The organism is Janthinobacterium sp. P210006 (genome assembly GCF_036231885.1).
Classification (GTDB): Bacteria; Pseudomonadota; Gammaproteobacteria; order Burkholderiales; family Burkholderiaceae_D; genus Janthinobacterium; species Janthinobacterium violaceinigrum.
Genome location: NZ_JAZARD010000001.1, coordinates 1,614,081 through 1,639,995, shown reverse-complemented (window position 1 = coordinate 1,639,995; position 25,915 = coordinate 1,614,081). Strand labels below are relative to the sequence as shown.

General features: G+C 65.0%; 15 protein-coding genes. 2 read left to right on the top strand and 13 right to left on the bottom strand.

The features are described 5' to 3' along the window. Window positions 1-14: 14 nt before the first annotated feature. A complete protein-coding gene (gene fabF / locus VPH41_RS07335) occupies window positions 15-1,343 on the top strand; it encodes a beta-ketoacyl-ACP synthase II (RefSeq protein ID WP_328569444.1) in 1,329 nt (442 codons plus the stop codon). Here the strand turns inward: fabF and VPH41_RS07330 are convergent. Then, window positions 1,329-2,018, bottom strand: a complete 690-nt coding sequence (locus tag VPH41_RS07330; RefSeq protein ID WP_193317518.1) for a LuxR family transcriptional regulator — start codon at window positions 2,016-2,018, stop codon at window positions 1,329-1,331. The two genes, fabF and VPH41_RS07330, sit on opposite strands and share 15 nt — an antisense overlap. Before the next feature lie 279 nt (window positions 2,019-2,297). Between VPH41_RS07330 and VPH41_RS07325 the strand changes: the two genes are divergently transcribed. Then, a complete protein-coding gene (locus VPH41_RS07325; protein WP_328569443.1) occupies window positions 2,298-2,933 on the top strand; it encodes an acyl-homoserine-lactone synthase in 636 nt (211 codons plus the stop codon). Window positions 2,934-2,978: 45 nt separating this feature from the next. Here the strand turns inward: VPH41_RS07325 and VPH41_RS07320 are convergent, their stop codons facing one another. The 12 genes from VPH41_RS07320 to VPH41_RS07265 all read right to left on the bottom strand — a co-directional run bounded on the left by VPH41_RS07320 (window position 2,979) and on the right by VPH41_RS07265 (window position 25,857). Beyond that, window positions 2,979-3,521, bottom strand: coding sequence for a hypothetical protein (locus VPH41_RS07320; protein WP_328569442.1), 543 nt, complete (start codon window positions 3,519-3,521; stop codon window positions 2,979-2,981). 175 nt (window positions 3,522-3,696) lie between these two features. Further along, window positions 3,697-5,853 carry a S46 family peptidase gene (locus VPH41_RS07315; protein ID WP_442906226.1) on the bottom strand — a complete coding sequence of 719 codons (2,157 nt, stop codon included), beginning with the start codon at window positions 5,851-5,853 and terminating at the stop codon, window positions 3,697-3,699. Window positions 5,854-5,940: 87 nt separating this feature from the next. Next, window positions 5,941-8,070, bottom strand: coding sequence for a sensor histidine kinase (locus tag VPH41_RS07310; RefSeq protein ID WP_328569440.1), 2,130 nt, complete (start codon window positions 8,068-8,070; stop codon window positions 5,941-5,943). Further along, on the bottom strand, window positions 8,067-10,661 hold the full coding sequence (locus VPH41_RS07305) for a chemotaxis protein CheB (protein ID WP_328569439.1): 2,595 nt from the start codon (window positions 10,659-10,661) through the stop codon (window positions 8,067-8,069). The genes VPH41_RS07310 and VPH41_RS07305 overlap by 4 nt, the downstream gene beginning before the upstream one ends. Window positions 10,662-10,787: 126 nt before the next feature. Beyond that, the gene (locus VPH41_RS07300) at window positions 10,788-12,218 is read right to left on the bottom strand and encodes an efflux transporter outer membrane subunit (RefSeq protein WP_328569438.1); all 1,431 of its coding nucleotides are present in this window, start codon (window positions 12,216-12,218) and stop codon (window positions 10,788-10,790) included. Beyond that, window positions 12,215-15,454 (bottom strand): efflux RND transporter permease subunit, encoded by a 3,240-nt coding sequence (locus tag VPH41_RS07295; protein ID WP_328569437.1) that lies wholly within the window; start codon window positions 15,452-15,454, stop codon window positions 12,215-12,217. The genes VPH41_RS07300 and VPH41_RS07295 overlap by 4 nt, the downstream gene beginning before the upstream one ends. Then, window positions 15,451-18,576 carry an efflux RND transporter permease subunit gene (locus VPH41_RS07290; RefSeq protein ID WP_152283189.1) on the bottom strand — a complete coding sequence of 1,042 codons (3,126 nt, stop codon included), beginning with the start codon at window positions 18,574-18,576 and terminating at the stop codon, window positions 15,451-15,453. The genes VPH41_RS07295 and VPH41_RS07290 overlap by 4 nt, the downstream gene beginning before the upstream one ends. Then, window positions 18,573-19,952, bottom strand: a complete 1,380-nt coding sequence (locus VPH41_RS07285; RefSeq protein ID WP_328569436.1) for an efflux RND transporter periplasmic adaptor subunit — start codon at window positions 19,950-19,952, stop codon at window positions 18,573-18,575. The genes VPH41_RS07290 and VPH41_RS07285 overlap by 4 nt, the downstream gene beginning before the upstream one ends. A gap of 440 nt (window positions 19,953-20,392) precedes the next feature. After that, window positions 20,393-20,932, bottom strand: a complete 540-nt coding sequence (locus tag VPH41_RS07280) for a GNAT family N-acetyltransferase (RefSeq protein ID WP_328569435.1) — start codon at window positions 20,930-20,932, stop codon at window positions 20,393-20,395. Between the two features lie 209 nt (window positions 20,933-21,141). Next, entirely contained in the window at window positions 21,142-23,016 is a 1,875-nt protein-coding gene (sppA, locus tag VPH41_RS07275) for a signal peptide peptidase SppA (RefSeq protein WP_328569434.1), read from the bottom strand. A gap of 75 nt (window positions 23,017-23,091) precedes the next feature. Next, window positions 23,092-24,570 carry a sodium:solute symporter gene (locus tag VPH41_RS07270; protein WP_328569433.1) on the bottom strand — a complete coding sequence of 493 codons (1,479 nt, stop codon included), beginning with the start codon at window positions 24,568-24,570 and terminating at the stop codon, window positions 23,092-23,094. 69 nt (window positions 24,571-24,639) lie between these two features. Continuing rightward, on the bottom strand, window positions 24,640-25,857 hold the full coding sequence (locus VPH41_RS07265) for a YeeE/YedE family protein (RefSeq protein ID WP_152283184.1): 1,218 nt from the start codon (window positions 25,855-25,857) through the stop codon (window positions 24,640-24,642). Between the last annotated feature and the right edge of the window lie 58 nt (window positions 25,858-25,915).

Below are 25,915 nucleotides of genomic sequence, written 5' to 3'. Positions count from 1 at the left end.
CTGAAAGGACTGCGATGTCTTCGTCCCACTACGCTCTGCCCCACCCGCTCGGCCTGCGCCGCGTGGTCGTCACCGGCATCGGCATGCTGACCCCGCTGGCCGTTGGCGCCGAGCGCACCTGGCAGCGGCTGCTGGCGGGCCACAGCGGCATCGGCGTGCTGGACCGTTTCCCGGCCGCCCACCTGCCGGCGCGCATTGCCGGGCAATTGCCGGCGGCGGGCGAGGAAGGCGGCTTTCGTCCGGAAGACTGGGTCGAGCGCAAGGAACTGAAGAAAATGGATCCCTTCATCGTCTACGCCATCGCCGCCGCCACCGAAGCGCTGCGCGATGCCGGCTGGGCGCCGGCCGCACTGGCGGAACAGGAACGCAGCGGCGTGATGATCGGTTCCGGCATCGGCGGCCTGCCCGGCATCGAGGCAGCGGCCAGGGCGCTGGAAAATGGCAGCCAGCGGCGCCTGTCGCCGTTCTTCATCCCGTCCAACCTGATCAATCTGGCGGCGGGACACATTGCCATTCAGCACCATCTGCGCGGGCCCGCGCACGCCACCGTCACCGCCTGCGCATCGGGCGCGCACGCCATAGGCGACGCCGCGCGCATGATCGCGCTCGACGACGCCGACGTCATGGTGGCCGGCGGCACCGAAGGCACCATCTGCGAGCTCGGCGTGGCGGGCTTTTGCGCCGCCCGCGCGCTGTCCACGGCGTTCAACGACGCGCCGGAACGGGCCTCGCGGCCGTGGGACCGCGCCCGCGACGGCTTCGTGATGGGCGAAGGCAGCGGCGTCATGGTGCTGGAGGAATACGAGCACGCGCGCGCGCGCGGCGCCAGGATATACGCCGAGGTGATCGGCTACGGCATGTCGGGCGACGCCTACCATGCAGTGGCGCCGCCGGAAGACGGCAATGGCGCGGCACGGGCCATGCAGGCGGCGCTGCGGCGCGCCCGCCTGGCGCCAGAGGCCATCGACTACATCAATGCGCACGCGACATCGACCCCGGCCGGCGATCTGGCAGAAATCGCCGCCTTGCGGCACGTCTTCGGCGCCCACCTGCAGGGCGGCGTCTCGGTCTCCTCGACCAAGTCGGCCATGGGCCACCTGCTTGGCGCCTCCGGCAGCGTGGAAGCCATCCTGTCGGTGCTGTCCTTGCGCGACCAGATCGTGCCGCCGACCCTCAACCTGGAAAACCGCGCCGCAGAATGCGAGGGCATCGACCTGGTGGCCGGCAAGGCATACGCCCGGCCGATCCGCCACGTGCTGTCGAATTCCTTCGGCTTTGGCGGCACCAATGCCGCGCTGATCTTTGCCGCGCCGCCCGAGGCCGCCCGCCTACAGCAGGCGTAAGGCCATCGCCTTGATGACGGCGGCAGTCTTGTTGACCGTGTCGAGCTTTTGCAGGGAGTTACTGATGTGAAAGGTGACGGTGCGCTCCGTAATGTTCAGGATCTCGCTGATGTCGGCCGAGGTCTTGCCGTCCGCGCACCAGCGCAGCACTTCCGCCTCGCGTTCGGTCAGCTGGACTTTGGGCGCATCCTTGGCCGGCACGGCAATGGCGTCGGCAAAATGCTCATGCACGACATTCGCCAGCCAGGACACGCGAAAGGACAAGACGTCAATTTCCCGCTCCGTCAGGGGCTTGCTGGAGCGGGAAAAACTCAGCAGACCGACCTGGCCGCTCATGTCGCACGACGATTGGGCCCAGCCGTAGCGCAAGCCATGGGCATGGGCGTCTTCCCAGAACTCGGGATTTTCTTCCACCATTTTGTCCCCCCACAGGATGGGTTGCAAGGAGCGGTTGGCGCGGCTGACGGTCGGGTCGGAACGCATATACGCCTGCTCGGAATAGCGGCGCTGCCAGGAACTTGGATAATTATTAACGGTAAACACCTTGGGATTGGACATCGGCAGGCGGCCTTGCAGGCCATAGGCGCAATACTCAAACCCCAGGTCGCCGGCCACGCCCGCCAGCACCTCGAATATGTCATCCGGCGTGTGGGTGGCAGCCAGGCTTTCGATCACACCTTGTTTCCATTCTGCTGCCGGGATACGCGTTTTTGGGGCGTTGTAAGCGAACATAGAAGTCCTTTGTAGGGGATGGATTTGCCGCAGGGTTCGTCGCGCATGATAAAAAAATGACACGTCAACGAGTCGGCGTATGGTATAGCAAAGTCTGCTTCAAATTCTCACCAAAACGCACCGCCAGCAACATAAATCGGCACCCCCACCTGTGGTTCCTTACAGTTTTGCAGCGGCCACAATTACACTGTAATAGCCATCCCGTCACTGCCGTAGATAATTATGAAATTCCTTTCAGCCAAATCTGATGCGCTTTGCAATACCCTGAAGTCCGAACTGGAGCGCTATCGCTACAAGGTTTTCGTGGAGACCCTGGGATGGGACCTGCCATCCAGGGATGGCAGGGAAACGGACCAGTTCGATCATGACGATACGTACTACGTCATCGCAAGGGATGAGGAGGGCCGCATCAACGGCTGCGCCCGTCTCCTGCCCACCGACCGTCAATACCTACTGGGGGAAGTATTTCCCCAGCTGATGGCCGGCCAGGAGCCGCCACGCCATCACGACATCTGGGAACTGTCCCGCTTCACGTCGATGGATCTGCACGACAACCGCAATACGCTGGAAGACACTTTCCGCCTGCTGCGCAAGGCCATCGCCACGGCGGCAACCCTGGGCGCGCGCCGTATCATTTCCGTCTCCCCCGTCGGCATCGAGCGGCTGCTGCGGCAAGGCGGCTTTTCGACGGAGCGCGCCGGACCGCCGATGCGCGTGAATGGCCATCTGCTGTACGCCTGCTGGATCGACATTCCCGTGCGCGAGCGGCCGATCAGCGCGCTGCCGGCGCGCCTGTGGCGGATGCTCAACGTACGGACCGCGGCCACGCCGCAGGGGCAGATCGCCGGCGCCGCCTAGGGCGCAGGGCCATGCGCGGCGCGCGATGCGCCGCGCCCCACGCCGTCACGCCTGGCCAGGCAGCGGCGCCAGGCGCACCTGCTCGAGCAGCCGTTCCTCGTCGTCCGTATCGGCGTCGACTTGCGTGACCACGGTCCAGAAACGGGGGCAGGTCTTGATCTGGCCGAAAGCATCGGATGCTTCCAGCCGCACCATCGTTTTCCTCAGGCTGTGCAGATAGCCGGCCTCGATGGCTTCAAGCAGCTCGTCATCGGCGGCGTCGATCAGCTCGGCCAGCGCGTCTTCTATCCCTGCGTGGCCCTCCTCCCACAATTGCCCGATTGCCGGCACGTCGGCTTCCATGCACTCGTTCGACCAGTCCGGCGGGTAATGGCCGCGCTCGCGGTTGCCGGGATCGGTGTCAAAGCTCAGCGAAATAGATGGAAACGAGACGGCATTGAAGGCAAAGGCAGAAAATGCCTGCTCCTTGAAAGCGGACGCGCCCAGCAACGCCAGCGATGCGCTGGCCAGCCTGAACCAGGTTGCTTCGACGTCGTGGGCCGTTTCAAATGTCTGCCAATCAAGTGGTAAAGCGGGAGTCGGGGGCATAGGGACCTGTCGGAAAAGAAGAGTGGTGGATAGGGAGAGAAATTATACGTGGCGCCTCCGAAAAGTCGGGTGGCGACGTGTACGGTGCGGGCGGCATCCCGGCATAAAAAAAGCCGCATCGGCCCTGCGGCGGATGCGGCTTTATGCTAACGCAAGCTGAAGTTGAAGCTGATACTTACTTCTTGGCAGCTTTCACTGGCTTCGGATACTTGATGGTCATTTCCTGCAGCAAGTTGTCCGCGTGGTCCACTTCCTTCATCACCCACAGCATGTAGCGGATGTCGAGGTGGATGGCGCGCGTGATGGCCGTGTCGAAGTACCAGTCCTTGGTGATCGATTCATACGTCGAATCGAAGTTCAGGCCGATCAGTTCGCCACGCTTGTTCATCACGGCCGAGCCGGAATTGCCGCCCGTGGTATCGGCGCTGGTGAGGAAGTTGACGGGCACCGTGCCCAGGGCCGGATCGCGGAACTGGCCGTAGCGTTTTTCCTTGACGGCGTCGATCAAGCCTTGCGGCGCTTCGAACGGAGCCTTGCCCGTGACTTTCTCGACGATGCCTTCCACGGTCGTGAACGGTCCCTTGGTGATGCCGTCGCGCGGCGAGTACGGCGATACCGTGCCGTAGGTGACGCGCAAGGTCGAGTTGGCGTCAGGATAGACGGGTTTGCCTTGCGACTTCTTCCAGGCAATCACAGCTTGCATGTATTGCGGAATCACGCGTTCCAGGTTGCCGTCGATTTCCTTGCGGCGCTCTTCCAGCGCCGTCTCGACGGGCTGCAGCTTGATGGCCAGCGCCATGAAGGCATCGTCGGACTGGGCAACAGCAGCCTGGTCCTTTTCCAGCCAGGCCAGGCGCTTGGCCGTGTCGGCCAGTTGCGTCTGCTGGTACAGGGCCGCCACGGCCGTTGGCGCCGGCAGCAGCGCATCCAGGCCTTGCGGATGGCTCTTCGCCGCCAGCTGCGCGTAGCGCTTCAGGCCGGCTTCGAAACGCGCCTGGTCGACCTTGTTGACATACGACTGTTCCAGGCGGGCCAGACGGGCCTTGATGAAGGCCAGGTCGCGCTGCTGGAAGCCCGATTCGCGCTCGGCGTCCGCTTTCTGGCGCTCCAGCGACAGGCGGTAGATGGTGCGCGCGCTCTTGAGCAAATCGCTGTTGGTGGCCACGCTCCAGGCGAACTCTTCTTCGCTCAGGGCCATGTCGCTGGCGATCGCCGCGTCCAGTTCGGCCAGCAGGGTGGCCGACACGTTCGGCTGCTTCGCGTACCAGGCGCGGAACTCGGCATCCTGCACGTCCTTGATGGCGGCGATGTCCTTGCGGGCGAAACCGTCGAGCAAGCCCTGGGTTTTCTTCAGCACGTTGTTGATGCTTTTCACCACGCTCGCATAGCGCACGGCCGCGGCCGCGTCGCCACTCGTCGAGTCGGCCATCACGGCCAGGTCGGCTTGCAGTTCGGCTACTTTCAACGGGAAGGCCGTATCGCGCGCGAAGCGGATTTCCGCCGGCAGCTTGTAGCGGCTGGTGCGGCCGGGGTAGCCCGCCAGCAAGATGCCGTCGCCGGCCTTCAAGCCTTCGGCCGAGACCACGAGGAAATCCTTCGATTTATAGGGCACGTTGTCGGGCGACGGGTCGGCCGGACGGCCATCCTTGCCCACGTAGGCGCGCAGGAACGAGTAATCGCCCGTGTGGCGCGGCCATTCGTAGTTGTCGATGTCGCCGCCGAAGTTGCCGATCTTGTCCGATGGCGCGTACACGAGGCGCACGTCGCGTATCATCATCTGGCGGATGCGGTAGTACTCGAGGCCGCGGTGGAAGGCGGGCACGGAGCAGCGGTACATCTTGTCCGTTTCGCATTCGGCGATCAGGTCCTTGATGCGCTTTTCCACGGCTTCGTGGCGCGCACGGCCGCTCATGTCGGCCGTCAAGCCCTTCAGTACGCGGTCGCTGACGTTCTCCACCTTGTCCGTCACGTACACGAGGCTGTTCGGACCGCCCGGCAGCTCTGCGGCGCGCGTCTTGGCCAGAAAGCCGTTGGTGATGTAATTGTGTTCCGGCGTGGAGTTGCGCTGCACGGCGCCATACGCGCAGTGGTGGTTCGTCACCACCAGGCCCGCGTCGGAGACGAAGGCGGCCGAGCAGCCGCCCAGCGACACGATGGCGCTCATCGGGTGCTTGCTCAGGTCGGCCAGTTTTTCCGCAGGAATTTCGATGCCGACCCGTTTGAGTTCGGCTTTCAGCTGTGGCAGCTGATGTGGTTGCCACTGCCCTTCGTCGGCGTGTGCGCCGGCGAACGCGCCCATCAAGGCGACTGGTAGTACGATTGTCTTGAACAAGATATGCCCCTCCATAAAAAGCAGGCGAAAGTATAGCCTGTCCAGGCCGCCCGGGTCGCCAAAAATTAACCTATTGCAATTTCTGCATCAGGCGGCCGGCCGCCCCGCTCCCGGCAGGGGAATCTGCAGCGACAGGCGGCAACCGGCACCCGACGCCGGCATGCCCACCTCGAAATGCCCGCCCAGCGCCGTCACCCGCTCGGCGATGCCCATCAGGCCAAAGCATTGTTTCTTGCGCTGCTGCTGCGGCGTGATGCCGATGCCGTTGTCGCTGATGGCCAGGTACACGGCGCAGGCATCCGAGCTCAGCTCGATCTCGACCTGGCTGGCCTGGGCGTGGCGCATGACGTTGCTGAGCGCCTCTTGCACGATGCGGAACAGCACGATCTCGACCTGGCTGCCGATGGCGGCAAACAGCGCCTCGTCGCGTATCAGCAGGCGGCACGCGACGCCGCTGCGCTTGCGGAAGTCGCCCACCTGCCATTCGATGGCGGCCTGCAAGCCCAGATCCAGCGCCATCGGGCGCAGCTCGTTCATGATGCCGCGCACGCTCTTGATGGTGGTGTCGACATTGCTGAGTACGGCGCCGACCCGGCGGTGCAAACGCGGGTGCGAGCCTTCCGTGCGCGCGCTGAGCATGGAGATATCGATGCGCAAGGCCAGCAGGTTTTGTCCCAGTTCATCGTGGATATCGCGCGAGATGCGCTTGCGTTCGTCTTCCTTGGCCGTTTCCAGGTGCAAGGCCAGCTGGCGCAGCTGCGCGTGCGACTGGCGCAAGGCGCCATCCATCAGCTTGCGTTCCGTGATGTCCGTATGCGCCACCACCACGCGCAGCGGTCCTTCGCCGAGAAAACGGCTGACCCTGGCCTGCGACCAGCGCGGACCTGCGCGCGTGGCAAATTCATACTCGAGCGCAAACGTGTCGGCCCGGCCGGCAATGACGGAGCGGATGCCGGCGGCCAGCTCGCGTCCCGCGCTGCGCTGCCAGCGCACGTCCGTGTCGCAGAAATCCAGGTACTGCAGCGGCTGCGGCGTTTGCCCGACGAAGGCCAGGCAAGCCTGGTTCGCATGCACCACGCTGCCCGCCCGGTCCAGCACCAGTACCCGGTCCGTCAGCGAATCGATGGTGGCGTGAAAGAAGCGTTCCGCATCGCGCAGGGCTTCCTGCGCCCGCTCGCGCTGGTGCACTTCCAGCTGCAGGTGCTGGTTAGCGCGCAGCAATTCGGCCGTGCGGTCGACCACGCGCTGGTCCAGCTCGCGGTGCAGTTCGCGCAAGTCCGCCTCGGCCAGCTTGCGTTCGGTGATATCGGAAAACACGCCGACAAAGTGGCTGATGGCGCCGTCCGGGCTGCGCATGGGCGTGATCGACAGCGATTCGACGAAGCGCTCGCCATTCTTGCGCCGGTTCACCAGTTCGCCATACCAACTGCCATCCTGGTGCAGGCTGCGCCACATGGCTTCATAGAACTGCGGCAAATGCGTGCCGCCGCCGAGGAAGGAGGGATCGCGCCCGATGGCTTCCTCCGCCTGGTAACCGGTGATGGTGGTGAACGCGGGGTTGACGGAAATGATGCGGTTGCCGCTGTCCGTCACCAGCACGCCTTCGCGTATGCTGTCGAGGATGACGAAAGCGCGCCGCAAGGCCGATTCGCGCGCGTGCTCGTCGCCCAGGTCCGTCACCAGCATGCGCGCCGTGGCGCTGGCGGCATCGAAATTGGCTTCGATGCGCACCATGCCGCCCACGCCGCCCGCTTCGCCTTCGAACAATTGCGCTTCGAGCACTTGCCGCGCGCCGCTGGTAAACACGGCGTCGAGGAAGCGGCGGAAGCCGCCCTGCGCCTGGGGTGCGACGAATTGCTCGAAACGCCGTCCCAGCAGCTGGTTCTTGTCGCGTTCCAACAAGCCGCAGGCCGCCACGTTGACGCGCGTGATGACACCTTCGCGCGCCAGCGAAAAATAGCTGACGGGCGCCTGTTCATACAGCTGCGCATAACGGTCGCGGCTGCTTTCAAATTCATTCTTCAGCTGTTCCAGCTCGACCAGGGCCGCACTCTGCATTTCCAGCTCGATCTGGCTGACATACAACTCATGCAGCTGGCGCATCACCTCTTCATTCGACTGCGGCGGCGCGACGGGCTGGCGCTGCTCCGCTGCCATTTGCTCGGCCTGCTCCCTCAGCCTGGCAGGGCCGGTACCGCTGTCGAATGGTTCGCTCATGACGCGCTTTCTCCTGCTTTCCCATCTGCCACGGCGCCGGACTGGATCTGGCGCAGCTGGGCTTCCAGCAGCTTCGATTCTGTAATGTTGATAAAGGTCACCACCACGCCATCGATCACGTTTTCAATCGTGCGGTACGGCATGATGCGCACGTTGTACCAGCGCCCCGTCTTGGTCTCCACTTGCCGCTCGCAAAACACGAGGCTGCGGATCACTTCCAGCGCATCGCCTTCCAGGCCAGGATAATCGAGGTCGTTGACGATGTCGCTGAGCGGACGGCGCAAGTCAGTCTGGATCAGTTTGTAGATTTGCGTGGCTGGCGCCGTGAAGCGGCGGATGCGCAGGTCGCTGTCGAGAAAAATGGTGGCGATATCGGTACTATTGAGCAGATTCTTCATGTCGCTATTGACCAACGACAGATCATCGACTTTCGATTGCAGTTCGGCATTAACCGTGTACAGCTCTTCGTTCAGCGACTGCATCTCTTCCTTCGAGGTGGTCAGCTCCTCGTTCGTCGATTGCAGTTCTTCATTGGTTGACTGCAATTCCTCATTGGCCGACTTGAGTTCTTCGCGCGAAGTTTGCATCTCGTCGCGCACGGCCTGGATTTCATTGCGCGCCTGGCTGAGCTGCTGCTCCAGTTCCAGCACCTTGGGATTGGGCGAGCGGCCGCGGCGCGTCTCGGCTACCAGGGGCGCACTGGAAAACGTGACGAAGACCATGCCGCGCAAGGATTCGGGCTGGCTCAGCGCTTCGGCACTCAGGTCCACGCCCAGCGACTGCCCCAGGTGGTCCTTGACGACCAGGCCCTTCAGGCGCACCACGCTTTCGCTTTGCAGCGCCTGCTTGATCAAGCCCGCCAGCTCGTAGCGCAAGCCTTCGCGCGCCATCGCATGGATATTCCAGTTGGCCTTGCCGGCCGCCGGTTCCAGGAAGGCACCCGTGCGGCCATTGATGTACAGGATGTCGCCATCCTGGTTCAGCAGCGCGGCCGCCGGGGAATACTTCTGGAGCAATAATTGCTCGACATGGGATTGAATCTTTCCAGTCATGCTGACTTCTCTCGTGTCGCTAGGTGTGGGAGGGGATGCCAACGATACCTTGGTGGGAAAATACGTGGGCAGGCGCTGGCGCGCCAGGTTGTCGAGGCGGCGGTACAGCCGGGTCGACGTGGTCAGCGGCGAAAACAGGTCGGAAAAATGACCGGGCGTATCGGCGCTGCCCAGCAGCAGAATCCCGTCGCGGTTCAAGGCGTAATGAAACAGGGGAATCAGGCGCTGCTGCAGCTTGGCATTGAGATAGATCAACAGGTTGCGGCAGCACAAGATGTCAAGCTTGGTGAACGGCGGGTCCGAAATAATGTTTTGCTGGGCAAAGATGATCGTGTTGCGGATTTCTTTTTTGATGTGGTAATCGTTCTTGTCACGCAAAAAGAAACGCCCCAGGCGTTCGGCGGACACGTCGCTGTTGATACTGTGCGGAAACCGGCCCTGGCGCGCGCGGTCGATGGCGTCGGCCGACAGGTCGGTGGCAAAGATCTGCAGGCTGTATTTCGACGGCGGGTTGCTGCTGGCCACCACTTCATGGAAGACCATGGCCAGCGAATACGCTTCCTCGCCCGTGGAACAGGCGGGCACCCAGGCCTTGAAGGCCCGGCCGTCCGGATGGGCCGCCAGCATTTGCGGCACCACCACCATCTTCAGGTATTCCCACACTTTCGGGTCGCGGAAAAAACTCGTCACGCCGATCAGCAATTCCTTGAACAGCAAGTCGATTTCCGCCGGATTGTCGCGCAGATAGGGAACATACTCTTCCATCGACGCCATCTGGTACAAGCTCATGCGCCGTTCGATGCGGCGCAGCACCGTGTTGATCTTGTAATCCGTAAAACTGTTGCCCGTGTGCTCGGATAGCAGGGCGACGATTTCCTGCAGCGAGTTGCGGCCGTTCGGCTCGTGGCCCGGCAGGCTGAGGAAACTGCTGCGGAACAGATAGGTGATGATCTTGTCCGGCATCTTGTCGGGGAAATCGACGAGGTCCACTACTTCGGCCGCAATCGCGCTCTGCGGCATCATGTCGAACTTGGCCGTATCGGGATACTGGGCCAGGGTCAGGCCGCCCGCCTGCTTGATCGCCTGCAAGCCGCGCGTGCCGTCGCTGCCCATGCCGGAAAAAATCACGCCCACAGCCAGTTCGCCCAGTTCGCTTGCAAGGCTCTCGAAAAAGGCATTGATGGGCAGGCGGTGCCCGCGCAGCTGCACGGGCTCGCTGAGCACGAAACGTCCCTTGGACAGAGCCAGGTCCGCATTCGACGGTATCACATAGATATGGTTCGGGCGCAATTCCGCCTGGTGCGTGATTTCCGTGACGGGAATGCTGGTGGCCCGCTGCAGCAATTCCGGCAGCATGGCCTTTTGCGTGGGGTCCAGATGCTGGATCACCACATACGCAATGCCGCTTTCCTGCGGCACGTTCGCCAGGAACGCGACGATGGGATCGAGTCCGCCGGCGGAAGCGCCGATGGCCACCACGGGGAAAACGATGGTGGCCACTTCAGGGACGGAGGCATTGCTGTGTTTACTGCGTGTCATCGTCTGCAAGATAGCAGCCACGGCAAGACCGTCAGGCTGGGAATTGATAATCTTGCATTCTAGCACTCAAGATGCGCGGAAAAACGCGAATGTGGCGCAGGTTTCCCCCTGCGCCAGCCTGCCCCGCTACTGCGGCTGCGGCGTATGCCAGCCGCCGCCCAGCGACTGGATCAGGGCCACGGCCGTCGTCTGGCGGTCCGCTTGCGCCTGCACCAGCGAGCGGCGCGCCGACAGGGCCGTCACTTGCGCCGTCACCACGTCCGTATAGCCGACCTGGCCCGCGTTGTAGCGGTTCAGCATCTGCTGCTCGACCTGGTCGGCCGCCGCCGACGCCTGCTGGCGCAAGGCCAGCTGTTCGGCCAGCGCGCGCGTGGCCGACAGCTGGTCTTCCACGGCACCAAAGGCGGACAGCACCGTCTGGCGGTAGCGGGCCACGGCCGCCTCATGCCCCGCCTTGGCCGCATCCACGCTGGCCGTGGTGGCGCCCGCGTTGAACAAGGTTTGCGCGGCCGACACGCCCAGCGACCACAGGCTCGACGACGCATTGAACAAATCGCCCACCTTGCTGGCGCCCGAGCCGTAGGACCCCGTCAGGTTCAGGCTGGGATAGTAGGCCGAGCGGGCAATGCCGATCTGCTCGTTGGCCACGGCCACCCGGCGTTCGGCGGCGGCGATGTCGGGACGGCGCTGCAGCAGGGTCGACGGCACGCCCAGCGGCACCTCGGGCACGGTCAGGGTCCACGGCGCCACGGCCAGGCTGAAGTCAGACGGCGCCTTGCCCAGCAGGATGGCAATCGCGTGTTCGAGCTGGGCCCGCGCGCGCGTCTGGCTCGACAGGTCGATCTGCGCATTGGCCAGCTGCGTCTGCGCCTGCAGCAGGTCGGACTTGGCGGCGATGCCGGAATTGAAGCGGTTGCTGGTGATGTCGAGCACGCGCTTGTAGCCGTCGATGGTGGCGTTGAGCAGCGCGATCTGCGCATCGCTCTGGCGCAGCGAAAAATAATTGGTGGCCAGCTCGCCCTGCGCCGACAGGCGCGCGGCGGCCAGGTCCGCGGCACTGGCGGCCGCGCTGGCGTCCGCCCCCGTCACGCCGGCGCGCAGGCGGCCCCAGATGTCCGGTTCCCACGAGGCGCCGATGGCGGCCTTGAAGTTGTTGTTCGTCTGCTGCTCGCCGCCGCCACCGGAACGGGCGCCGCTGCCCGTCAGGCTCACGGTGGGGAACAGCGAGGCGCGCTGTTCGCGCACCAGCGCGCGCGCCTGCTCGTACGAGGCAACGGCTTCCGCCACGTTCTGGTTCGAGATGTCGATGCTGTCGGCCAGCTGGTTCAGCTGCGCGTCGCCGAACAGGGTCCACCAGGGGCCCCGCTCCAGGGTGTCGGCGGGCACGGCCGGCTGCCAGCCGGCCGCCTCCTTGAACGTTTGCGGCGCGGCGGCCGTCGGCGTTTCATACGCGGGGCTGACGGCGCAGCCAGCCAGCAGGAGGAAAGCGGTGGCCGTTGCCACTGCCAGCAAATGGCGGGCGGGAACGGCGGATACGACAGGTTTTACTTGCTTCATGATTGTGTGCTCGGGTTATCTGGCCCAGGAATGCGGCTCAATTGCTGCTCGTCGGCGCTGCGCGTGCGCAGCTTGTCGAGCAGGATATAGACCACCGGGGTGGTCAGCAATGTGAGTAACTGGCTGGCAATCAGGCCGCCGATGATGGCGACCCCCAAGGGCTGGCGTAGCTCCGACCCCTCGCCGAAACCGATCGCCAGCGGCAAGGCGCCAAGCGCCGCCGCCAGGGTGGTCATCAGAATGGGGCGGAAACGCAGCAAACAAGCCTCGCGCACCGCCTCCACCGCTGTCAGTCCGCGCGAACGCTCGGCTTCCAGCGCGAAGTCGATGATCAATATAGCATTTTTCTTGACGATACCGATCAACAGGAACACGCCGATCAGGGCGATGATGGAAAACTCCATGCGGAACAGGAGCAATGCCAGCACGGCGCCCACCCCCGCGGACGGCAACGTCGACAGCACGGTGACGGGATGCACCAGGCTTTCGTACAGGATGCCCAGCACGATATAGATCACCACGATGGCCGCCAGGATCAGCAACGGCTGCTCCTTGTTGCTGTCCTGCGCGCTCTTTGCCGAACCCTGGAAACTGCCGCGCACATTCACCGGCATGCCGATTTCCGACTCGGCCTGGGCCACGGCCGCCTGCCCGTCGCTGAGCGGATAGCCGTCGCTGAGATTGAACGACACGGTGGTGGCCAGCTCGCCGCCCTGGTGGTTGATCGAGGTCGCCGTGGAGCTTTCGGCAAAGCTGCTGAACGACGACAGCGGCACCATCGTCGCCAGCGAGGTCGAGAGCGCCGTGCCGCTGGACGGATCGCGCGCCGCCGTCGTATTCGACGTCGTCGCGGCGACGGCGCTGGTGGTGGCCGTCGCGCCGGTGGCGGCGACGGCCGCCGCATTCGATGCCGGCACGTACACGGAGCGCAGCGCTTCCGGGCTTTGCGCATAGCGGGGCGCCACTTCCATGATCACGTGGTACTGGTTCAGCTCATCGTAGATGGTCGCCACCTGGCGCTGGCCGAAGCTGTTGTACAGCGCATTGTCGATGTCGCGCACCTGCACGCCCAGTTCCGTGGCGCGGTCCTTGTCGATGGAGACGAAGGTTTCCACGCCGTTTTCCGCCTGGTCCGTATCGACATCGATCAGGGCCGGCTGCAGCTTCATCTGGTCGGCCAGTTTCGCCGCCCATTTCTTCAGGTCCGCCTGGTTGTCGCTGATCAGGGTGTACTGGTAGGTGGAATTGCTGGAGCGCCCGCCCATGCGCAAATCCTGCACGGGGTTGAGGAACAGCGAAATGCCCGTCACCTTGGCCAGCTGCGGGCGCAGGCGCGCGATCACGGCCTGCCCCTTGTCCGTGCGTTGCGAAGCGGGTTTCAAATCGATGAACATGAAGCCGCCCCCTGCCCTGCCCCCGCCCGTAAACCCCACGACGGTGGCGACGGCCGGATCGTCCTTGATGATGTTGACCAGCTGGCGCAGCTTGCCCTGCATGGCCTGGAACGAGATGCTCTGGTCGGCGCGCATGCCGCCGTTGATCTGGCCCGTATCCTGCTGCGGGAAGAAGCCCTTGGGCGCGGCCGCGAACAGGTACACGTTCAGGCCGACGACGAACACCAGGATGGTCATCACCAGCGCGGCGCTGGACAAGGCCCAGTCCAGGCAATGCTCATAGACTTTCAGCATGCGCTCGAAACCCCGTTCGAACCAGCGCGCGACGGCGCCGGGCGGCTTGTGCTGCTGCCCGCTCTTCAGCAGCCAGGCGCACATCATCGGCGTGGTGGTCAGCGAAATGACCAGCGAAATCATGACGGCGGCCGACAGGGTGACGGCAAATTCGCGGAACAGGCGTCCCACCTGCCCGCCCATGAACAGCAGCGGGATGAAGACGGCCACCAGCGACAGGCTGATCGACAGCACCGTGAAGCCCACTTCGCGCGCCCCCAGCAGGGCCGCCTTGAAGCGGTCCATGCCCGCCTCGATGTGGCGCTGCGTATTTTCCAGCACCACGATGGCGTCATCGACGACAAAGCCCGTGGCCACGGTCAGCGCCATCAGGGAAAGGTTATTCAGGGAAAAGCCCAGCATGTACATCACGCCGAACGTGCCCAGCAGGGAAACGATGGTGGCCACGGCCGGGATGATGGTGGCGCGCACGCTGCGCAGGAAAGCGCTGACCACCAGCACCACCAGCACGATGGACAGGATCAGGGTGAATTCGATCTCGTGCAGCGACGAGCGGATGGAATTGGTGCTGTCGGACGCCACTTGCAGCTTGATGTCGCCCGGCAGCTGCGCCTGCAGTTGCGGCAGCAGCGCGCGCACGCCGTCCACCGTGGCGATGACGTTGGCACCCGGCTGGCGCGTGATCAGCACGATGACGGCCGGGTCGCCGTTGAACAGGCCCAGGGTATTCGTGTTTTCCACGCCGTCGACCACTTCGGCCACGTCGTCGAGGCGGATGGCGGCGCCGTCGCGCCAGGCCACCACCAGGCTGCGGTAGTCGGCCGCGCTGCGCCCGCCCGAAGCCGTGCTGGCGCCCGAGTAGATCTGCAGGCTGCGTTCGTCGCCCGTGATCGCGCCCTTGGGCCGGTTGGCATTCGTGGCCTGGATGGCCGCGCGCACGTCTTCCATCGACACGGCATAGTGATTGAGCTGGTAAGGCAGCAGTTCCACGCGCACGGCCGGCAGCGAGCCGCCGCCCAGTTCCACGTCGCCCACGCCTTTGACTTGCGCCACTTTCTGCTGCACCAGGTTCGATACGGCATCGTAGATCTGGCCCGGCGTGCGTGTTTTCGACGTCAGCGCCAGGATGATCACGGGCGCGTCGGACGGATTGGCCTTGCGGTAGGTGGGATTGCTGCGCAAGGTGGCCGGCAAGTCCACGCGCGAGGCGGAAATGGCCGCCTGCACTTCGCGCGCGGCCGAATCGATCTTGCGGTTCAGGTCGAACTGCAGGTTGATGCGCGTCGAGCCCGTGCCCGACGACGATGTCATCTCGTTGACGCCAGAAATCACGCCCAGGCGCCGCTCCAGCGGCGTGGCCACCGAGGTGGCCATGGTCACGGGACTGGCGCCGGGCAGGCTGGCGCTGACGGAAATGGTCGGATAGTCGACCTGCGGCAGCGGCGAGACGGGCAGCACGAAGAAGGCGCCGATGCCCGCCAGCGCGATGCCGATGGTCAGCAGCACGGTGGCGATGGGCCGCTTGACGAACGGTTCGGACAGGTTCACGCGGCGCTCCCCGCATTATCGGCCGGCTTGTCCAGGTTCACGCCAGGGGGCTTCGGCTTGCCCGCAAAGCGCTGGCCCAGGCGGTCGAAGCCCAGGTAGATGACGGGCGTGGTGAACAGGGTCAGCACCTGGCTGACGATCAGGCCGCCGAAGATGGCCAGGCCCAGCGGGCGGCGCAACTCGGCGCCCTCGCCCCAGCCCAGCATCAGCGGCACGGCCGCGAACAGGGCCGCCAGGGTGGTCATCAGGATGGGGCGGAAACGCAGCAGCGCCGCCTGGTGGATGGCTTCCTGCGGGCTCTTGCCCTCGTCGCGCTCGGCCTCGATGGCGAAGTCGATCATCATGATGGCGTTCTTCTTGACGATGCCGATCAGGAGGATGATGCCGATGATGCCGATCACGCCCAGGTCCTGCCCGGAAATCATCAGCGCCAGCAAGGCGCCCACGCCGGCCGACGGCAGGGTCGACAGGATCGTCAGCGGGTGGATGTAGCTTTCGTACAGCACGCCCAGCACGATGTACACGCAGACGACGGCGGCCAGAATGAGCCACAGCTGGTTCGACAGCGAGTTTTCATATGCGCCGGCCGCGCCCAGGAAGGTCAGGCTCACCGATGGCGGCAAGGCGATGTCCTTCGCCGCCTGGCGGATGGCGTCGACGGCGCTGCCCAGCGCCACGCCCTGCGTCGTATCGAAGCCCAGCGTCGTGGCCGGGTACTGCGCCACGTGCGTGATCTGCAGCGGCGCCTGTTTTTCGCTGACGCTGGCAAAGGCGGACAGCGGCGTCGACTTGCCGGAACCCGTGCGCACCTGCAGGTCCGACAGGTCGGCCGGCGTGGTGACGATGCCCGGCTGCGCTTCGAGAATCACGCGGTACTGGTTGGTTTCCGTGAAGATGGTCGAGATGATGCGCTGGCCGAAGGCGTTGTACAGCGCGTCGTCGACGGTGGCCGTGGTGACGGACATGCGCGCGGCGCTGTCGCGGTCGATGGCCACGACGACGGCGGCGCCCGTGGCGCCCGCGTCCGTGACCACGTTGCGCAGCTGCGATTTTTCGCGCATGCGCGCCGCCAGCTTGCCGGCCCACTCGGTGACGGTGGCCGTGTCGGCCCCTTCGAGCGAGACGCGGTATTGCGTGGGGCCCGATTCCGCATCGATGGTGAGATCCTGCGTCGGCTGCAGATACAGGGTCACGCCGGCTACCTTGGCCACGCGGTTGCGCAGGCGCTCCATGATGTCGTCCTGGCTATCGCTGCGCGAACGCTTGAGATTGATCAGCATGCTCCCCGTGTGCAGCATGGTGTTGTTGGCCGCGTCGACGCCGACCAGGGAACTCAAGGTATCGACATCGGGGTCTTCCAGCAGCGCGCTGGCCGCCGCCTGCTGCAGGGTGGCCATGCGTTCGTACGAGACGGCTTGCGAGGTTTCGATGCGCGCCTGCAGCTGGCCCGTGTCCTGCGTGGGGAACAGGCCCTTCGGAATGGTGATGTACAGGATGACGGTCAGCAGCAGGGTGGCCAGGGCCACCAGCAGGGTCAGTCCTTGGCGTTTCAGCACCCACACCAGCGCATGGTCGTACTGATGGATGACCTTATCGAGGAAGGCCTGGATGCGCTGGCCCGTGGCGCTGATTTTCTCGTCGGCGTGGCTCTTCAGCCAGCGCGCCGACATCATCGGCACCAGGGTCAGCGAGACGACGGCGGAAATCAGGATGGTGATGGCCAGGGTCATGGCAAATTCGCGGAACAGCCGGCCCACGACGTCGCCCATGAACAGCAGGGGAATGAGCACGGCGATCAGGGAAACCGTCAGCGAGATGATGGTAAAGCCGATCTGCGACGCGCCCTTCAGGGCGGCGGCCATCGGCGTTTCGCCCTCTTCGATGTAGCGCGCGATGTTTTCGATCATGACGATGGCGTCATCGACGACAAAGCCCGTGGCGATCGTCAACGCCATCAGCGACAGGTTGTTCAGGCTGTAGCCGAGCAGATACATGACGCCGCAGGCGCCGATCAGCGAAATCGGCACGGACAGGCTGGCGATCACCGTGGCGCGCAGGCTGTGCAGGAAGGCGAAGATCACCAGCACCACCAGCAGCACGGACAGCAGCAGTTCCATTTCCACGTGTTCGACGGAAGCGCGGATGCCCGTCGTGCGGTCGCTCAGCACGTCGAGCTTCATGGCGGCCGGCAGGCTCGATTGCAGCTCCGGCAGCAGGGCCTTGATGGCGTCGACCGTCTTGATGACGTTGGCGCCAGGCTGGCGCTGCACATTCAGGATGATGGCCGGCTGCTTGCCCGACCAGGCGCCCAGGCGCGTGTTTTCCGCGCTGTCGACGACATTGGCCACGTCGGACAGGCGCACGGGCGCGCCGTTCTTGTAGGTGATGATCAGGCGCTTGTAGTCTTCCGCCGTCACCAGCTGGTCGTTCGCGTTGATGGTGAACGAGCGCGTGGGACCGTCGAAACTGCCCTTGGCGCTGTTGACGTTGGCCGCCGCGATGGCCGTGCGCAGGCTGTCGAGGCCCAGGCCGTACGAGGCCAGCAATTTGGTGTCGCCCTGGATGCGCACGGCGGGACGCTGGCCGCCCGACAGCGACACCAGGCCCACACCGTTGACCTGGCTGATCTTCAGGGCCAGGCGCGTGTTGACGATGTTCTGCACCTGCGTCAGCGGCATCGTGTCCGAGGTGATGGCCAGGGTCAGTACGGGTGCGTCGGCCGGGTTGATCTTCGCGTACACGGGCGGCGCCGGCAAGTCAGTGGGCAGCAGCGAGCCGCCCGCGTTGATGGCCGCCTGCACTTCCTGCTCGGCCACGTCCAGGGTCTGGCCCAGGGTGAACTGCAAGGTGATGATGGAGACGCCGGCCGCGCTGGTGGAGCTCATGCGCTGCAAGCCCGACATCTGCCCGAACTGGCGTTCCAGCGGCGCCGTGACGGTCTGCCCCATCACTTCCGGACTGGCACCCGGGTACAGGGTCTGCACCTGGATGGTGGGGAAGTCCACCTGCGGCAAGGCGGCCAGCGGCAGGAACTTGAAGCCGACCAGCCCCGCCAGCACGATGGCCAGCATCAGCAGCGCCGTGGCGACGGGGCGCTTGATGAACGGAGTCGATGGACTCATTGCGCTGCGCCCTTCGCCGGCGCCGCCGCTGGCGCGGATGCCGGTGCGGAAGCGGAAGCCGATGCGCTGGCCGCGCCGTCAGCCTGCTGGCGGCGGTGGCGGCGTTCGCCGTTCGCGCCCGTGGCGCCGCCCGCGCCGGCACCGCGCGCGCCGGCCGGCTTGTCGCCGGCCAGGGTGACTTTCGCGCCTTCCTTCAGGCGGTCGGCACCTTCCGTGATGACTTGTTCGCCCGCTTCCAGGCCGGCGCGGATTTCCACCATGTCGGTGGTGGCCTGGCCCCGCGTGACCATGCGCACGGTGACGGTCTTGTCGGCCTTGAGCACATACACGAAATCGCCATTATTGCTGTGGCGCAGGGCCGTCACGGGCACCAGCACGGCGCCCGTGATATTGCCCAGTTCCAGGCGCACGTTGACGAACTGGCTGGGGAACAGGGCCATCTTGTCGTTCGCGTAGCGGGCCTTGGCGCGCACGGTGCCCGTCTGCACGTCGACCTGGTTATCGAGCGCGCTCAGGCTGCCCGTGTCCAGCGTGTGCGTGCGCGTGCGGTCCAGCGCCAGCGCCGCCGGGGCCGTGCCGCCATTCAGGCGTTCCTGGATGGTCTGCACCTTATCCTGCGGCACGGAGAACTGCACGTCGATGGGCGACAGCTGCGTCACCACCACCACGCCGCCCGCGTCGCTGGTGTTCACCAGGTTGCCGATATCGACCACCTTCAGGCCTGCGCGGCCGCTGATCGGCGAGACCACCTTGGTGTAGCCCAGGTTCAGCCTGGCCGTGCCTTCGGCCGCGCGGTCCGTCATGACCGTGCCTTCCAGCTGTTTCACCAGCGCGGCTTGCGTATCGACGTCCTGGCGCGCGATGGAGTCCTGGCCCAGCAGGGTTTGATAGCGCTTCAGGGTCAGGCGCGCGTTTTCCAGCTGCGCTTCATCGCGCTGGCGCTGGCCCGTGGCCTGCATCAGCGCCATCTCGAACTGGGCCGGATCGATCTGCGCCACCACCTGGCCCGCCTTGACCATGCCGCCTTCCTTGAATTTCAATTCCTTCAGGATGCCCGACACCTGCGGGCGCACCGTCACGGTGGATGCCGCCGTCACGGTGCCCAGCGCATCGAGCACCACGGGCAGGTCGGACTTCACGGCCGTGGCCACGCCAACGGTGGTCGAGGGCGCGCCGCGGCGCCCGCCGGCGCCACCGGGCCCGCCAGGGCCGCCGGGTCCGGCCATGCCGGCGCCGCCCGGCGCGCTGGCGCCCGAATGGGTCAGATACCAGGCACCGCCGCCCAGCGCGGCCATCACTGCCAGCGCGATGACGCTGCCGACGATTTTCGAGCGGCGGCTGCGCCGTGGGGTATTGGGTGCTGTCTGCGAATCCATCGCTTATCCTTTTATAGGCCGCTGGCACGGCGAGTCTGTGGCGCCGGCCGAGGTGGAACACACTCAGGCCGGACGGCCGTTTTTCGGGGGTGATACAGCTACAAAGCGTCAGGGAGTCAAGAGCTGAAGATCAGCTGAAAAAGCCACGCTCCCATCGTGAAACGACTCTAGCATAGTCATGTTTCTGTTTCATTTCCATTTGAAACAATTACACAGGCACCCCCAAGGGCCGCGGGCGGCCCGCAGGCGGACGCGGCACGGCAGCCAAGGGGGAACGGAGGAAAAATCAGGCTTGCGGGGCCGGGGGGCGCAGCCGCGGCACACGGCGGGCGGCTGGCATGTCGATACAAACTCGCTACAAAAATCCTGCTGGCGGCCTTGACACTGGCGCCGCGCGGGTACCCGGGCAGAAACGGATGGCAGCAATTCCTTACCCGGTTTTACACGGTCATGCCGAGGATGACGTCCTGGTAGTCGGTGCGGCCCACGCGGAAGGTGCGCCGGCCCAGCGGCGCAAAGCCGCAGCGCGCATAGAACGCCAGCGCATCGCGGTTTTCCGCGTACACGCCCAGCAGCACCCTTCCCGCCCCGCTGGCGCGCGCCTGGCTCAGCGCCGCCTGCATCAGGCGCTGGCCCACGCGCTGGCCCTGGAAGCGGTGCAGCAGGTAGATGCGCTTGATTTCCAGGTCGTCCGGCCGCGGGTCCGCCACCGGCAGGCTGGCGGGACTGAGCACCAGGTAGCCGACGGGCGCGCCGCCCGGTGTGGCCTCGGCCAGCCACAGCCGCATGGCCGGCAGCGCCAGCCAGTCGCGGTACAACTGCGCATCGTGCTGGCGCTGGCAATGGGCGATGACGTCGGCGCCATCGAGGATGCCGGCAAACGCTTCCAGGAAGGTCGCTTGCCCCACCAGCGCCAGCGCCTGCTCGTCGCCCTTCACGCAGGGGCGGATGGTGATCGCCGTGCCAGTTTCTCCGCTCATGTCGCTTGCCATGCCTTGCTCCTCATCTCTGTCCTGCATATGAAACAAGCCGGGCGAAGCCGGCTTGGGGGTGTCATCCATATTGCCGTGTAACGCCTGACAAAATCGTCGCGAGCGACGATGAGTTGTGACCGAGAAGCGGAACTGTGCTTGAGCACAGTGAGCATCGCAGGCCGCAAATCATCGAGCGCAGCAGATTTGGTCAGGTGTTACTTACCGCCCAGCGGCACCTCGCACAGGCAGTGCGTAAGGGCCATGAACGGCTTCTGTTCGCGCGTGATGCCCGACAGCCAGCTCAGGTCGCGCGCCATGCCCAGCGCCGCGTCGGCCGGCAAGCCCGTGCTGGCCAGGCCCAGCTTCACGTGCTCGCCCAGTCCCAGCGAAGCCATGGCCTTGGAGCCGAACATGCCGATCAGGCGGTCCACGTTCGACGTTTCCTGTTCCAGGTAGGTGACGCGGTAGTCGGCACCCAGCTTGGCGCGCTTGGCGGCGGAAGCCAGCGCATCGCCGTAGCTGCCGATGCGGTCGACCAGGTTGCGGTCTTTCGCCTGCAAGCCCGTCCAGACGCGGCCCTGCGCCACTTCATTGATCTTTTCCGGCGTGGTCTTGCGCGCCTTGGCGGCCAGGCTCAGGAAGTCGCCATACACGTGGTTGATCGAACCCTGGATCACTTGCGCAAAACGGGGATCGAGCGGACGCAAGGGGTTGCCCGCGTCGGCCAGCCACGTGGTGGGCGAACCGGCCGTGTGGATGCCCAGCTTTTCCACCACCTTGTCGGCCGTCGGCAGAATCGCGAACACGCCGATGGAACCGGTGATGGTGGCCGCATCGGCGATCACTTCATCGGACGAGGTGCTGATCCAGTAACCGCCCGAAGCGGCCACGTTGCCCATCGAGACGACCACCGGCTTGCCGGCAGCGCGCGTCAGTTCCAGTTCGCGGCGGATCAGTTCCGAGCCGAAGGCGCTGCCGCCCGGCGAGTCGATGCGCAGCACGACGGCCTTGATCGATTTGTCTTCGCGTGCCTGGCGGATCAGGCGCGAGGTGGACAGGCCGCCGATGGCGCCCGGTGGCGCGATGCCGTCGCCGATCTCGCCCGAGGCGATGACCACGCCGACGGCGTCGCCCACGTGCACGGGGCGCAGGCGCGCCAGATAGTCCATGTAATTGACCTGGCGGAAGTTCGTGCCTTCCGTATTCCTGGCGCCGCGCGCCATCATGAACTGGCGCAGTTCATCGCGCGTCTTCAAGCCGTCGACCAGCTTGCCGTCCAGGGCCAGCTTGCCCAGGTCGCCGCCAGCCGCCGTCATCATGGCGGGCAGGTTGTCGATCGTCTGCATGATGGCGCCGGCCGGCAGCTTGCGCGATTTTTCCACGTCGGTGGTGTACGTCGTCCACAGGCCGCTGTTCAGGTAGCGGTCCGCTTCGGCCGCCGCGTCGGACGGGCCGTTGGCGATGAAAGGCTCGGCCGCGCTTTTATACGTGCCCACTTTCAGCAGGTTCACCGTCACGCCCACCTTGTCGAGCGCATCGCGGTAGTAATTGCGGTAACGGCCAAAGCCTTCCAGCATGACGCCGCCCATCGGGTGCACGAACACTTCGTCGGCCTTGGCCGCCACCAGGTACTGGCGCTGGTTGTAGCTGGAACCCCAGGCCGTGACCTTCTTGCCCGTGGCGCGGAAGCGCTCCACGCCGGCCGCCACTTCGCGCAGCGAAGCGAGGCCGCCGCCCTGCAGCTCGTCGAGCAGGATCACCATGGAGCCGATGTTCTTGTCCTTGGACGCCGTGTCGAGCACCGCCAGCACGTCGCGCAGCTGCACGCTTTTCTTGACTTCGCCGCTGACATTGGCCAGCACGGCCTCGCGCACGCCGCCCGGGGTTTCCTCGACCAGCGGGCCTTGCAGGTCCAGCACCAGGGTGGTCTTGTCCGCCAGGGGCTTGGCGCCGCCGCCGAAGATGGCGATCAGGATGGCGATGACGATCAGCAGGAAAATCAGGTTGATGACCGCGCGGCGGGTGGCGTCCAGCGCGCGCCAGAATGCGCCGAAACCGCGGCGCAGCGGCGGAAAGGGGTTGAGTGACATTGATGCTCCGTGAGGTTATGTACCTAAAGGAAACCAATATAGCTGAAAATGGCCACGATCGTCTTGGGATTCGTCTTATTTTGACAAGTATTGCGCGCCCCGGCCAGCCGGCCCCGGCGGCGTGGAAATGAGGAACAGGCCGCCCAGCACGAGGGCGCCGTTCAGGATCAGCAATTCCAGGCCGATGCGGTAGTGATCGAACAGCCGTGCCTGCTCCTGCTCGACCAGCGCGCACAGCAGCGGTCCGGCCACGGCCACCAGGGGCACCCAGCGGTCGCGCACGCCCCGCTTGCTCAACAGACCGAAGGCAAACAGGCCCAGCAGCGGACCATAGGTATAGCTGGCCAGCTTCAGGATCACGCCTATCATGCTGGGATCATCGAGCCACTTGAAAGCCATGATCAGGATCAGAAACAGCGCTGCAAAGCCCAGGTGCACCTTGCGGCGCCAGCGCATCTGCACGGCCGGGCTCAAATCCGCCCGCCGCTGCAGGCCCAGGATGTCGATGCAGAAGGTGGACGTCAAGGCCGTGAGCGCCCCGTCCACGCTGGGAAACAGGGCGGAAATGAGGGCGATGAAGAAGATCAGCTGCACCACGGCGGGGAAGTGCCCGAGCACCACGGTGGGAAACAGCTTGTCGCCCGTGGCCGTCACGCCGGCCAGCGGCGCATACAGGTGCAGCAAGCCGCCCAGGAAGAGGAACAGCAGCAGCACCCCCGTGAGCACCACGGTCAGGCTGAGCATATTCTTTTGCGAGTCGCGCAAGGTCCGCACGGAGATATTCTTTTGCATCATTTCCTGGTCCATGCCCGTCATGGCGATGGTGATGAACATGCCGGCAAGAATATGCTTCCACACATAGGCGGGGCTGTCCGGGTCCACGGTGAAGATGCGCGTGAGGCCCTGTGCGCGCATGCGCTCGAGGCTGTCGACGAGGGACAGGTCCATCTCGCGCAGCAAGAACACGCTGCAAATGACGAGGCCGGCCAGCATGCACGCCGTTTGCAGGGTATCGGTCCAGACGATGGTCTTGACGCCCCCGTCATACGTGTACAGCAGGATCAGCAGCAGCACGACGCACGCCGTCAGCCAGAACGGCACGCCGAAGCTGTCGAGTATCGTGGCCTGCAGGATATTGACCACCAGGTACAAGCGCGCCGTGGCGCCCAGCAGCCGCGAGACGATGAAGAACGCCGCCCCGCTCTGGTAGGAGCGCCGTCCCAGGCGCAATTCCAGGTAGCGGTAAATGGACGTGAGCTGCAGCCGGTAGTACAGCGGCAGCAGGATGAAAGTGATGGCCAGGTAGCCCAGCACATAGCCGATCATCAGCTGGATATAGCCGAAGCCGTTGCTGCCCACGGCGCCCGGCACGCTGATGAAGGTCACGCCCGTCAGGGTCGTGCCCACCATGCCGAAGGCCACCAGCATCCAGTTGCTGTCCTTGTTACCGATGAAAAAACTGTCGTTGGTGGCATGGCGCGACGTGCGCCATGCCACGCCCAGCAGGATCAGGAAATACGCAAGGACGACGGCAAACAGGATGGTGGGGGACATGGGTATTGCGCTGGCGGCAAAGATGAACAGGGGCAGAAATATACAGCAAAGCCCCTGTTGACGCCGGCCTCAGCAGCCGCTCGGCTTGACTTTTTCCACTTCCAGGCCGAACCACGGACGCAAACGCGTGCCGAGGACGTTGCCGAGGAAGGCGCAGACCAGCCACAGCCAGCCGTGCAGGCTGCCCGAGACGATGCCGCTGAAATACGCGCCGATATTGCAGCCGTAGGCCAGGCGCGCGCCATAGCCGAGCAGCAAGCCGCCCACGATGGCGGCGATCAGCGAGCGCCGCGGGATGCGCCACACGGGCGCATAGCGGCCGGCCAGCGCCGCTGCCAGCATGGCGCCCAGCACAATGCCGATGTCCATCACGGAAGTCTTGTCTTGCGTCAACGGCGCAGCCAGCGCGGCAGCGTTGGCCTTGGTGGACCAGTAGGCCCAGCTGGCCGTGTCGATGCCGACCACGGACGCCGCTTTCGCACCCCACAGGGCAAACGCGGACGTCACGCCCCATGGGCGGCCCGACAGCGCCAGGGTGGCGAAGTTCAGCACGACGAGGGCGATGGCGCCCGCCACCAGCGGCCATGGGCCATGCAGCCAGGGCGACGCGTGCGCCGGGCGCAATGCTGGGGTGATGAGTTTGCCATGGCGGCGTTTTTCCACCCACACCGTGATGCCGGCGATCAATGCGAAGACGATCCAGTTCAGCGCCAGCGCGGGCGCCAGGCCCAGGGTCGTGACGAGGGAAATGGGTTTTAGTTGCGGCAAGGACGTCCAGAAAGGCATGTGCGCCGTGCCGATCACAGAACCCACGATGAAGGCGGCCAGGGTGATGAGCATGCGCGTGCTGCCGCCGCCCACCGTGTACAAGGTGCCGGAAGCGCAGCCGCCGCCCAGCTGCATGCCGATGCCGAAGATGAAGGCGCCGAAGATCACGGAAGTGCCGGCCGGCGAGACGAGGCCCGCGACGGGCGTGCCGAACAGGGTGCCGGCCGACAGCGCGGGGAAAAACAGCGCCACGCCGACGGCCAGCATCAGCATTTGCGCGCGCAAGCCGTCGCCGCGGCCATCGGCAATGAAGACGCGCCAGGCGGACGTAAAACCGAAGGCCGCGTGATACAAGGTGATGCCCAGCAAGGCGCCCACCACGTACAGCGCGGCCTGGTTGATGCCGACCGTTTGCGCCAGGTACCATGCGCCCAGCACGATGAGCAACAGGGCAACGCCCAGCGGTTTCGGATTGATATCGGTGCGCAGGCGCAAGGGGGAAGTGGCGGTTTCGGACATGAGGAATATGGGCTGGAGGAAGGTGAGCCCTATTCTAAACCCTGTGCTCATCCGTTCT

Bases quoted from the DNA above. Each gene is read 5' to 3' on its own strand.
- fabF (WP_328569444.1), top strand. From the start codon at position 15: ATGTCTTCGTCCCACTACGCTCTGCCCCACCCGCTCGGCCTGCGCCGC.
- VPH41_RS07325 (WP_328569443.1), top strand. From the start codon at position 2,298: ATGAAATTCCTTTCAGCCAAATCTGATGCGCTTTGCAATACCCTGAAG.
- VPH41_RS07320 (WP_328569442.1), bottom strand. From the start codon at position 3,521: ATGCCCCCGACTCCCGCTTTACCACTTGATTGGCAGACATTTGAAACG.
- VPH41_RS07310 (WP_328569440.1), bottom strand. From the start codon at position 8,070: ATGAGCGAACCATTCGACAGCGGTACCGGCCCTGCCAGGCTGAGGGAG.
- VPH41_RS07305 (WP_328569439.1), bottom strand. From the start codon at position 10,661: ATGACACGCAGTAAACACAGCAATGCCTCCGTCCCTGAAGTGGCCACC.
- VPH41_RS07300 (WP_328569438.1), bottom strand. From the start codon at position 12,218: ATGAAGCAAGTAAAACCTGTCGTATCCGCCGTTCCCGCCCGCCATTTG.
- VPH41_RS07290 (WP_152283189.1), bottom strand. From the start codon at position 18,576: ATGAGTCCATCGACTCCGTTCATCAAGCGCCCCGTCGCCACGGCGCTG.
- VPH41_RS07285 (WP_328569436.1), bottom strand. From the start codon at position 19,952: ATGGATTCGCAGACAGCACCCAATACCCCACGGCGCAGCCGCCGCTCG.
- VPH41_RS07280 (WP_328569435.1), bottom strand. From the start codon at position 20,932: ATGAGCGGAGAAACTGGCACGGCGATCACCATCCGCCCCTGCGTGAAG.
- sppA (WP_328569434.1), bottom strand. From the start codon at position 23,016: ATGTCACTCAACCCCTTTCCGCCGCTGCGCCGCGGTTTCGGCGCATTC.
- VPH41_RS07270 (WP_328569433.1), bottom strand. From the start codon at position 24,570: ATGTCCCCCACCATCCTGTTTGCCGTCGTCCTTGCGTATTTCCTGATC.
- VPH41_RS07265 (WP_152283184.1), bottom strand. From the start codon at position 25,857: ATGTCCGAAACCGCCACTTCCCCCTTGCGCCTGCGCACCGATATCAAT.